Annotated in this window: 7 protein-coding genes and 2 pseudogenes; 5 read left to right on the top strand and 4 right to left on the bottom strand. The window is 66.2% G+C overall.

Translation table 11 applies throughout. The features are described from left to right. Positions 1-114 precede the first annotated feature (114 nt). On the bottom strand, positions 115-945 hold the full coding sequence (locus tag ACH4U8_RS44235; RefSeq protein WP_395784225.1) for a leucine-rich repeat domain-containing protein: 831 nt from the start codon (positions 943-945) through the stop codon (positions 115-117). A gap of 149 nt (positions 946-1,094) precedes the next feature. Between ACH4U8_RS44235 and ACH4U8_RS44230 the strand changes: the two genes are divergently transcribed. From ACH4U8_RS44230 to ACH4U8_RS44220, 3 genes are all read left to right on the top strand, one after another. Further along, on the top strand, positions 1,095-1,427 hold the full coding sequence (locus ACH4U8_RS44230) for a transposase (protein ID WP_395784223.1): 333 nt from the start codon (positions 1,095-1,097) through the stop codon (positions 1,425-1,427). Between the two features lie 426 nt (positions 1,428-1,853). Then, positions 1,854-2,654: a hypothetical protein gene (locus tag ACH4U8_RS44225; protein WP_395784221.1), complete on the top strand. Its 801-nt coding sequence runs from the start codon at positions 1,854-1,856 to the stop codon at positions 2,652-2,654. A 356-nt stretch (positions 2,655-3,010) separates the two neighbouring features. Next, entirely contained in the window at positions 3,011-3,799 is a 789-nt protein-coding gene (locus ACH4U8_RS44220) for a TniB family NTP-binding protein (RefSeq protein WP_395784235.1), read from the top strand. 36 nt (positions 3,800-3,835) lie between these two features. Here the strand turns inward: ACH4U8_RS44220 and ltrA are convergent, their stop codons facing one another. Beyond that, entirely contained in the window at positions 3,836-5,101 is a 1,266-nt protein-coding gene (gene ltrA, locus ACH4U8_RS44215) for a group II intron reverse transcriptase/maturase (protein WP_395784219.1), read from the bottom strand. Positions 5,102-5,774: 673 nt separating this feature from the next. On the opposite strand from ltrA, the pseudogene ACH4U8_RS44210 reads away from it, so the two are divergent. Both ACH4U8_RS44210 and ACH4U8_RS44205 read left to right on the top strand, forming a co-directional pair. Then, a pseudogene (locus ACH4U8_RS44210) lies at positions 5,775-6,591 on the top strand (IS5 family transposase). A gap of 208 nt (positions 6,592-6,799) precedes the next feature. Further along, positions 6,800-7,300 carry a transposase gene (locus tag ACH4U8_RS44205; protein ID WP_395784217.1) on the top strand — a complete coding sequence of 167 codons (501 nt, stop codon included), beginning with the start codon at positions 6,800-6,802 and terminating at the stop codon, positions 7,298-7,300. Positions 7,301-7,865: 565 nt separating this feature from the next. Here ACH4U8_RS44205 and ACH4U8_RS44200 read toward each other — a convergent pair. Both ACH4U8_RS44200 and ACH4U8_RS44195 read right to left on the bottom strand, forming a co-directional pair. Beyond that, positions 7,866-9,014: pseudogene (locus ACH4U8_RS44200) on the bottom strand (IS701 family transposase); the annotation flags it as partial. Between the two features lie 446 nt (positions 9,015-9,460). Further along, complete coding sequence (locus ACH4U8_RS44195; RefSeq protein ID WP_395784233.1) at positions 9,461-9,799, bottom strand: DUF6193 family natural product biosynthesis protein; 339 nt, start codon at positions 9,797-9,799, stop codon at positions 9,461-9,463. Positions 9,800-10,030 lie beyond the last annotated feature (231 nt).

Raw genomic sequence — 10,030 nt, 5'->3', positions numbered from 1 at the left:
GCGCAGTACGGCCCGGGTCGGTCCATGGCGGAGCGGGAGCGGGCCAAGGCCGAGGAGACGCGGGCGTCGGGGTGGACGGGTGAGTGTGGCGACGGCGGCGCCAACGACCGGACGCTATTCGCTACGCTTCAGCCGGGGTGGGGAGAAACTTGCCGGCGGCTGGCCGATGTCCGGCCCGCCGGTGTGCGGCGTCGGGACGTAGCCCTCGGTCGGTGCGGGCAGCGCATCGACGCAGGCCGTCGAACAGGCGTTGACCAGCAAGGGCAGCACGTCGGCGCCGGATGTCCACAGTGAGATCCACACCTGGCGCAGGTTCGCACCGTGGACACGCTCGTCGCAGACGCTGCACGTGCGGATCGCAGTGGCGCCCCACACCCCGGGGTCGACGTCGTCGAGGTCCACGGCCCGATCACCGGTTGCCGCAGCCCGGAGCGGCGGAAACGGCGGCCGCTGCTTGTAGTTGCCGTAGACGGCACGGGAGCTGACCGTGCTGCGCCGAAGGTTGAGGCACCGGGTGATCTCGTACGGGAACCAGTGCAGGCGGTATGAGGTGTACGGGGTGAACTCCTCGAGGCTCGTCATCGCACCGATCTCGGGCGGGATACGCACCAGGTTGCTTCCGTAAAGCACGAGGTGTTTCACCGAGGTGAGTTCGGCGATGTTCGCCGGGAGCGTAACGACCTGGCGCCGCTGCTCCGCGGTGAGTTCCACCAGCGGCTTGAAGACCTCCCGTCCGTCGGCTGCGGCCTCTTCGATCAGTTCGAGAAGGCGGATCCATCCCGGTGCGGTGGTGTCCTGACGTTCCGGATGGAAACGGGTCGGCGACTGTGTCCGGGAGGCGTATTCGATACACCTGCATCTCTCGCGCGCCGGACCCTGATCGCCGGGCCCGGTGGCATCGGCCCACCGGTTGGGAAACACCTGCGGCTTCAAGTCCTCACTCATCGGCTCACAGTAGACGTCACGGCCGGCGAGACGTGGAGGAGGTCCGGAAGGGTCGTTCAGGGAAGCCGACTTGGCAGTCGCCTGTCTCGGGGGATGCGGATCATGGTCGGGCCACGCGCTGTGTACGAGACGGATCCGTCCGACGTGGAATGGGAGGTCCTCGCCCCTCTCGTGCCGCCGCCGAGGCCGGGAGGTCGATTGGGCGTCCCCGGCGCGAGATCCTCGACGCGCTCTCGTATCGGCTTCGGTCCTGCTGCGTATGGCGCCTGCCTCGGCACGACTTCCGGCCGTACCGGACGGTCTACCGCTACCGGCGCGGGTGGCGGACCGAGGGACGATCGGAGGCGATCCCGGGCGCGCTCCGGGAGCGGGAACGCGCCGGTCGGGGCAGTGATCCGACCCCAGGCTCCGGGATCGTGGACAGCCAAAGTGTCAAGGGAACGGAACGGTGGGCCAGGGCAATCCCGGCGGCGGTGCCGTAGCCGGGCGAGACCAGGGCGGTGGACGTGGCGCTGTCGCCCGCAAAGACGGCCGTCCCCCATCCCGCCCGGCCCACCTGACCCGACGCGCTGCGCTTCGCCCACCCCCGGTTGTTCGCCCGCGATTGGCCGATGACGTTGGACGAACACCTCGGGGGCGCTGCCGCCCAGCCGGTCGTCGTACCGGAGAGACCATCGTCGTGGACCGGGGGAAGGTCTTCCTGTCGGGGGCGTTCATCGCCGCGTGCGAGACGCTCGGGATCAGTGTGCAGCCCGCCCCGCCGTTCGCGCCGACGGCCAAAGGCATCGTCGAGCACACCTTCGAATCGATCAACACCCTGTTCTGCCGACACCTTCCCGGGTACACCGGCTCCGACGTCACCCGACGCGGCAGGAACGCCGAACGCGACGCGTGCTTCAGTGTCGCGGTTGCAGGACCCGCTCGACGAACGGGTCGTGCGCCGGCACCATCGCCCTCACGAGGGGCTGCGGCATCCGGTGATGCCGAGGGTCGCGCCGGCGCCGAACCGGATGTGGGCCGCGCTGGTCGCGGCGTGCGGATACGTGTCGGTACCGCCGACCGGCGGCGACTACCCCGAACTGCCGCCGGTGCAATGGCAGGCGGTCGGCGAACGCGGGATTCGCATCGACCACCGCACCCACGACCACGAGGTCCTGGGCCCGTACCGGGGTCAGCCCTCCGGCGTCGTCGCCCGAGGCGGGAAGTGGGAGGTCCACCACAACCCGCACGACGCCCGCCAGATCTGGATCCGCCTGCCCGACGGGGAACTCACCGAGGTCCCGTGGATCCACCGCGATCACGCTCACCACCCGTTCAACGACCGCACCTGGCAGTACGTCATAACCGTCACCGCTCTGCGCTCGGATCGTGACCGGTACGAAGCCGACCTCGCCGACGCCCTCGACCAGCTCATGCGCCGCGCCCACACCGGACACACCACCCGTGTTGAACACGCCCTTCTGGCCCGCGGCACCCCCACCCGGACTCCTCCACCGGCACGACGCTCCGCACACGAGGGGCGGGAACAGGGCCTCGGTGACGTGCTCCCCGGGCGGCCAGGCGGGGACAGCCTCGACGAACTCGACGACGGCCTCGACGAGTCGCCGCTGCCGGAGTCGGACACCGGCGAAGACGATCCCGACTCCCCCGCCCCGCCGTATAGGGGGCTTGGGCTCTACGACGCACATGAGGAAGCCCTGAAATGGTGAGCCCCGATGCGCACTCGGGCGACCACACGTGGGGCGTCGGTGCGGACACGACGGAACAGTCCCGGCCGGTAACCACCTGGCAGGGTTGGCAGGACTTCGCGACCGCACCGCCGGCGACACCGCCCGAGCCCGGCACACCACCACGCAACCGGGGGAACCTCTCGCCTATCACTCCGCGTTCGTGACCGTCCGTACCCCGGCCATCGACGCCCTCGCCATCAGCGTGCGCACCCTGATGATCCTCGGCCGCCACCAACGGACCACCGCCCGGCCGTCCCTGATCGTCACCGGGCCGGCGGCGGCCGGGAAAACCACCGCCCTGCACCCGCGTCGGACGCGCCTGCCACCTCGCCCACATCCGCAACCGTCCTCCACCACCCGGAACCGCACATGCCCGGGTACCGGTCGCGTACGTCCTCGTACCGCCCGGCGCGACCCCGAAAGCGCTCGCCGCCGAGTTCGCCCGCTACCTCGGCGTCCCCGTCACGGCCCGGATGACGCAGGCCCAGATCACCGAAGCGGTCTGCCACACCTACCACCGGGCCGGCGTCCGCCTGGTCCTCATCGACGAGATCCACCGCCTCAACCCGCGGACCACCACCGGCGCCGAGACCGCCGATCTGTTGAAGGACCTCACCGAACGCATCGCGGCGACGTTCGTGTACGCGGGCATCGACGTGACCGCCACACCGTTGTTCAGTGGTGTGCGCGGGGCGCAACTCGCCGGACGGGCCTCGCTGATCGAGTGCGGGGCGTTCCCGGCACGACTCGGGAAGCGCGAACCCTTCACGGAGTTGATCGCCGGAGTGGAAGCCGCCCTCGACCCGAAACGCACACCGCGCCGGGACACTCCCCCGCCTCGCGCCCTATCTCCATCAACGCACCGCCGGACGGATCGGCAGCCTGGCCCGCCTCATCCGCCAGGCCGCGATCACCGCCATCGTGGACGGCACCGAACGCATCACCAAAACCAGCCTCGACGCGGTCCGTTTGGACCACCTCGCCGAAACACACCACCGCCCCGGCACACCCGGGTCCCGCACACCCAAGCGGTAGGCCATCCCGGCCCTGCCACCCAAGCCAAAACCCCGTGCCGAGTAGCCGGAGGGAGTCTCACCCTCCGGCTCTCACAGAACCGTGCGTAACAGTCGCCCGTTACACGGCTCTTGTCGTCCTGGTCATCAAATCGCCACGGCGTTTACGGAGGGGGTAAGGCGCCAGTGCGCGAACATGCGGGGGTATCGCCGGGCGATCTCCTGCATCTTCGTGATGGCCTTCCGCTTGGCCGCGAGCCGTTTGTATTTCCGGCGGATCCAGCGCACCAGGTAGGTGTTGATACGCATCGTGAAGGGGATCAGCTCCCACGGCCTGAAACGGCCGTAGTAGTTGAGCCAACCCGCCACTACAGGATTGATCCTGCGGGCGAGCTCCTGGAAGGACAGATCCGAGCGGGTGTGCAGGTGCCAGGACCTCAACTCCCGCCCCATCTTCTTCAGGGCGTCCCTGCCGACCGCCGGGTCGAACGACAAGAACAGGTTCCCGTGCCGACTCCGACTCCGCCTGGCGCGGAACGTATACCCGAGGAACGTGAACTCCGTGTGCTCGTGCGAGCCCCGGCGTTGTCCGTCCTTGCAATACACGATCCGGGTCTTGGCCAGATTCAGCCGCAACCCGACCTCGGCCATCCTGTTCCCGAGCGCGCCCAGCACCTGCCGGGCCTGCCCCTCGGTGACGCAGTGCAGCACCGCGTCGTCCGCATAGCGTTCGAACCAGACGGAGGGGAACTCCCGGACCATCCAAGAGTCGAACGCGTAGTGCAGGAACAGGTTCGCCAACACAGGAGATACCGGGGCGCCTTGGGGCGTCCCGCACTCCCGCTCCAGCAGAGAGCCGTCAGGCATGGCGAGCGGGGCAGCGAGCCACCTCCGCACGTACAACTTCACCCAAACGGCGTCCGTGTGTACTTCCACCGCCTTGACCAGGAGGTCCCAGGGCACGCTGTCGAAGAACTTGGTGATGTCGAACTCCACCACCCAGTCCCGCTTCCAGCAGCGTCTCCGGCACTTCTCCACAGCGTCCAAGGCGGACCGTCCGGGCCGGTATCCGAAGCTGTCCGGATGAAAGAGGGGTTCCACCCTTCGCATCAGATGCCGGGCCACCACGGTCTGGGCCACACGATCAGCGACAGCGGGAATTCCAAGTATTCGCACGCCCTGACCGTGCGGCTTGGGAATGGCCACCGCACGCACCGGAGGTGGAAAATACGAGCCCGACGACATCCGGTTCCAGACCTTGTAGAGGTTGCTTTTCAGGTCCTTCTCGAACTCGTCGATGCTGTGCCCGTCCACTCCCGGCGCTCCCCTATTCGCCCTGACTTCCTCCCATGCCTCTTTGACCTCCCACTTCGAAATCTCAAACGGCTTGACCTGTGATTTCAACTGGTCCACCGAACTCCTCCCGGACTTCGTCCGGTTGATACGATCAACACAGTCGCGAACGACCCGACCCCTTCGCTCCACCCCGATTACAGGGACTTCATCACTACTACGAGTCGGTCCGCCGGCACGCCCCGCATCGGTACTCAGCCCCTCGCAGTGTCCGCTGCTTGGGGTGCTCCCTCTCGCCGCCACTACGCAACGGCAGTATCGGGGCCCGCCTTCTCCTGTTCCATACGGAAGCCGCAAACCGGGATCACGTCGCCTACATGCCGGACACCACCTGGCCAATAAACGGGCACCCGCCAGGCTCATCCCGGAGTTCTGGTCACACCCCGGTTTCGATGCCGTCTGTTTTGTTTTCGACACGTCAGCAGCGATTCACTTACGTTCGTCTTCCCGATCCCCACCTGACGCCTCTCGGGCGCCTTTTCCTCATCGCTCACCACGACGGTCTTCAGCCAACGCAGCATGAGGCGGTTTGGAGCCTCCCCCCGCAGGGCGACTCCGAAGGGCCACAAAACCTTCATCTCCCGCACAGCACCACACCGGAAGCCGTCCTACAACCAACTCCCTTGCATGTTCAGGACACAAGACCAGCACAAACACGACCCGGGCCCTTTAGAGGTCCTAACAAATAATGAGTTTGGTGTGACTATCGGCTTGTTCGGTCGTTGGGCCTGGTGTGCGTAGAGGTGAGTCGCGTCCGTGGATCGTTTCAGACGAACTGTGGTCCCTGATCGAGTCGTTGCTGCCCGCACCTCCTCCGAAGTCGACGCGTGGGCGACCTCGGGTGCCGGATCGGCAGGCGTTGTGCGGGATCCTGTTCGTCCTGCACAAGGAATCCAGTGGGAGTTCCTGCCGCAGGAGTTGGGGTTCGGGTCGGGGATGACGTGTTGGCGTCGTCTCGCGGCCTGGAACGAGGCCGGCGTGTGGGATCGGCTGCACGCGATTCTCCTCGCGAGACTGCACGCGGCCAAACAGCTCGACTGGTCGCGGGCGGTGATCGACTCCAGCCACGTCCGGGCCGCCCGAAGGGGCCCAAAAGCGGTCCGAGCCCGGTCGATCGCGCGCGACCGGGCAGTAAGCACCACGTCCTGGTCGAGGGGCGGGGAATTCCACTCGCGGTGTCCCTGACCGGCGGAAACCGCAACGACGTCACCCAGGTTCTGCCCCTGCTCGCCATGGTGCCCCACGTCCGAGGGCGCGTCGGCCGGCCTCGCCACCGGCCCGACTCCCTCTACGGCGACCGCGGGTACGACCACGACAAATACCGCCGCCTCGTGTGGGCACGGGGCACCAAACCAATGATCGCCCGACGCGGACAACCCCACGGATCCGGCCTCGGACGCGTGCGCTGGGTCGTGGAGCGAACCATTTCGTGGCTGCACGGCTTCCGTCGCCTTCGCATTCGTTGGGAACGACGCGACGACATCCATGAAGCCTTCCTCGGCATCGCCGTCTGCCTCATCACCCACCGACACGTGAAACGCCTTTGTTAGGACCTCTTAGGCGTACCAAGCTATGTGCAACACACCCGAACGTTCCCCACGAAACTGCGACACCCCCAGGCCAGCCACCCACGGCCCCACCCGGACACCTGCGAAACGTTCCCACCCCACCTGCAACACCCCAGCCCACACCACCGGCCACACACCAACAACCACTGGGAAATCACATGATCGACCCGCCCAGGACATCGAGCACCGCATGACCGTCCGCGCGCTCCGGTCCACGGATCAACGCATCGAGTCCCTACGAGCCGAGGCCAAGGACCTGGAGGGCGAACTCCACTCGCTCGTCCGCGAGTTGGCCCCGCAGCTTCTGAATCTCCTGGGTGTGGGACCGATCAGTGCCGCACAGATCCTCGTGAGCTGGTCGCATGTCGGCAGGTTCCGCTCGGAGGCCGCGTTCGCGTCCTTCGCCAGCGCCGCACCGATCCCCGCGTCCTCCGGACTGACCAACCGGCACCGCCTCGACCGCAGCGGCGACCGACAACTCAACCGCGCGCTCCACACGATCACCCTCATCCGCATGCGCCTCGCCCCGGCCACCCGTGACTACGTGGCCCGACGAACGACCGAGGGCAACACGTCCAGAGACGCCCAACGGTGCCTGAAACGAGCGATCGCACGCCAACTCTTCAAGCCCCTCGAACGATCCGAGCAGCCGGCCGATGTTGATCGCCAGAAAATCCCGCAAGCAGCTTAACGCGATATAGCAGCCTCGGGGAACCGGCTCCATCCAACCCGATGTCGTGGCCCTCAGCGTGGCGGAGATCCGGCGACTCCTGGCAGCTTTGAACCCGCCCCTGACACACAGTCAGCCTCACCACATCCTGCACTGGTCCCGCTGGCGTAGACGACGCCAAGCCGTCGCCCGCCGCTGCCACTACCAACGTAGAATCCGCAGACACCAACACGCAACAAGCCCTCACCGATAGACTCAGACGGGCTTCGCGGTATGCCTGACCTGCGGAAACACCAAAGTGCTGCTGGAGTATTAGTACTCCAGTTGCACTTCTCCATCGGTGCTGGTCAGCGGGCTGTTTCAGAGCCTATTCGACTGACGGCCCGTCAGGGATGTGGTTGTTCGTGACTCATCCGATCGGGTCGCGTGCGGCGCCGGTACTGGAAGTGGCGGGCGATGGCCTGGTGGTGTCGGCGCCAGCGTGACCAGCGAAGCCGGTGTGCGGGTGTCCGGTGCCGGGTCGCGCGGGGATGGGCAAGGTCCAGGAGCCGTCGGATTTCTGCCACGGTGAGGGGAACGAGGCTGCTCGAACCGTTTCCTCGGCCCCCTTTTCGAGTGCGTGGGCGGCCATCGCCGCGAGGAAGGCGTGCGCGAGCATGGCCAGGGTGACGTGGCGGTACCAGCCGACGTGGCGGCGGACTTCGTACTGGTCCAGGCCGCATTCGTTCTTCGCTGCCTGAAAGCACTCCTCGATGGCCCATCGGGCGCCGGCCACTCGCACCAGTTCGGAGACGACGGCGTCCGCCGGGGCGAAGGCAAGGTAGTAGGCGATCTCCTCGGGTCGGGCCAGACTGCGACGGGCCAACACCCAACGGTGGTGGGAGGGTTCCGTGCCCTCGACAGTGGGCAGTTTGGCCGCAGCCCAGTCGTAGACCCGTGGTCCCTTCGCGCCGTTCCCGCAGGAGATCCGCTCCCATGCCTCGGCCGGGGCGCCGGTCAGGACATGGTCGATGCGCCAGTTGCCGGCCGGTGACTTGACCTGCTGCGACTTGGGCACCGCCAACACGTAGCCCACCTCGGCTTCCTCCAGCATTCGCCGGAAGTGCCACTCCTGCCCGTAGGCCGCGTCCGCGGTCACCCAGGCGATCGGCAGCGCGGAGTCCAGCGCCCGCCGGACCATGATTCGGGCGAGTTCCGGCTTGGTCGCGAAGGACTTTTCCTCCGGGATCCGGGCGGCGCGGCAACGCCGGCGATCCTCGGTCCACGACCTGGGGAGATAGAGCTCGCGGTCCACCAGGGCCCGGCCCTTGGCGGAGGCGTAGGCTGCGAACACTCCGATCTGGCAGTTCTCCGTGCGGCCGGCGGTGCCGGAATATTGCCGTTGGACCCCGGCCGAGGTGGTGCCCTTCTTGAGGAAGCCCGTGTCGTCCACGATCAGGACGCCGTCCGGCAGACCGAGCCGCTCGGCCACGTAGTCCCGCAGGTCGTCGCGGATCTCGTCCGGATCCCACCGGCACCACGACAGCAGCCGCTGCAGCCCATGCGGGGTGTCATGGCCCGCGTGCTCGGCTATCTGCCAGCTGTTCTTGCGGCCCACCGGGCCCAGCAGGCCCCGCACGTAGTCGCGCATCCGCCGCCGCGGCTCGATGCGACCGAAGCGGCCACCCACTCGCAGCAGCAACGACTCCAACTCGCTGTCCCACAACTCTGCTTCGACATCCGTCTCCGTCTCCATGACCGGTTCAACGCGACCCGATCGGATGAGTCACGAACAACCACATCCCTGACGGGCCGTCAGCCGAATAGGCTCTGAAACAGCCCGCTGACAAGCACCGATGGAGAAGTGCAACTGGAGTATTAGGCGTACAAGGCTATGTGCAACATACCCACGCGTTCTCAACGAAACAGCCGTACCCCCAGGCCAGAGCCCTCACGGCCCTCGCCCGGACAGCCGCAAAACGTTCTCAACCTGCAACACCCCAGCTCACACCACCACTCACACACCAACAACCACTGCGAAATCACACTTGAGCCGGTCGGCCTTCCGGGCGCGGGCCCGGGTCAACTCGCGGATCTGTGAGGCCGATCAGTCCTGTGGACACCCACCCCGGGCCACCACGCACTTACCTCACGACGCATCAATGCGTCAAGGAGAAAACCGAGACCGTTCCCACGAACGCTTCATCCGCCACTCGCTAGAGCTTCAGAAGCCACGGCCAGAGCTCCTCGCAAAGAATCTACGACCGTCGGATCGAGCAAACGAGGATTTTCCACGCGGTATGAATCTCCCGAAAGTGGGGTGATGCATACTTCCTGGAACCTTTGCAATGTATGCACGGATCTAAGCCGTAGCGTTCCATGACTAAGGGTAGGGAAGAATTTAGCGAAGCGGCCATCTGCATAGACTGCTTCTACTAGCGGGCGCTCATCAGAAAACTCCCCAGCGGTCCGCAACCAATTCCACTGAGCGGGTACTAGGTCACCTGACTCGTGGGCTTTTGCCAGCCGACCGGGAACCATGAATGGGAACCTTTCAGCGAGGTCATCCACCGAAACACCATTCCGCCAGGCAGTCAATGCATCAATTAGATCATCTAGATCATCGGTCGCACCCTCTGCCCAGGTGAATCCCTGCCCCTGGATTGCCACATAGAAGGTCCTGCTTTGGCTACCGAGCTGAATAGAAACTCTTCCACGACTGGAATTTAGCTCAGCCGTGACTAGCAGGCCTGGTCCCGATGTGTAGTGACT

This window comes from Embleya sp. NPDC020886, from assembly GCF_044333915.1.
GTDB lineage: Bacteria > Actinomycetota > Actinomycetes > Streptomycetales > Streptomycetaceae > Embleya.
The sequence above is the reverse complement of the archived record's forward strand: the minus strand, read 5'-3'. Positions and strand labels throughout refer to the sequence as shown.

Bases quoted from the DNA above. Each gene is read 5' to 3' on its own strand.
- ACH4U8_RS44235 (WP_395784225.1), bottom strand. From the start codon at position 945: ATGAGTGAGGACTTGAAGCCGCAGGTGTTTCCCAACCGGTGGGCCGAT.
- ACH4U8_RS44230 (WP_395784223.1), top strand. From the start codon at position 1,095: ATGGGAGGTCCTCGCCCCTCTCGTGCCGCCGCCGAGGCCGGGAGGTCG.
- ACH4U8_RS44205 (WP_395784217.1), top strand. From the start codon at position 6,800: ATGACCGTCCGCGCGCTCCGGTCCACGGATCAACGCATCGAGTCCCTA.
- ACH4U8_RS44195 (WP_395784233.1), bottom strand. From the start codon at position 9,799: ATGGTTCCCGGTCGGCTGGCAAAAGCCCACGAGTCAGGTGACCTAGTA.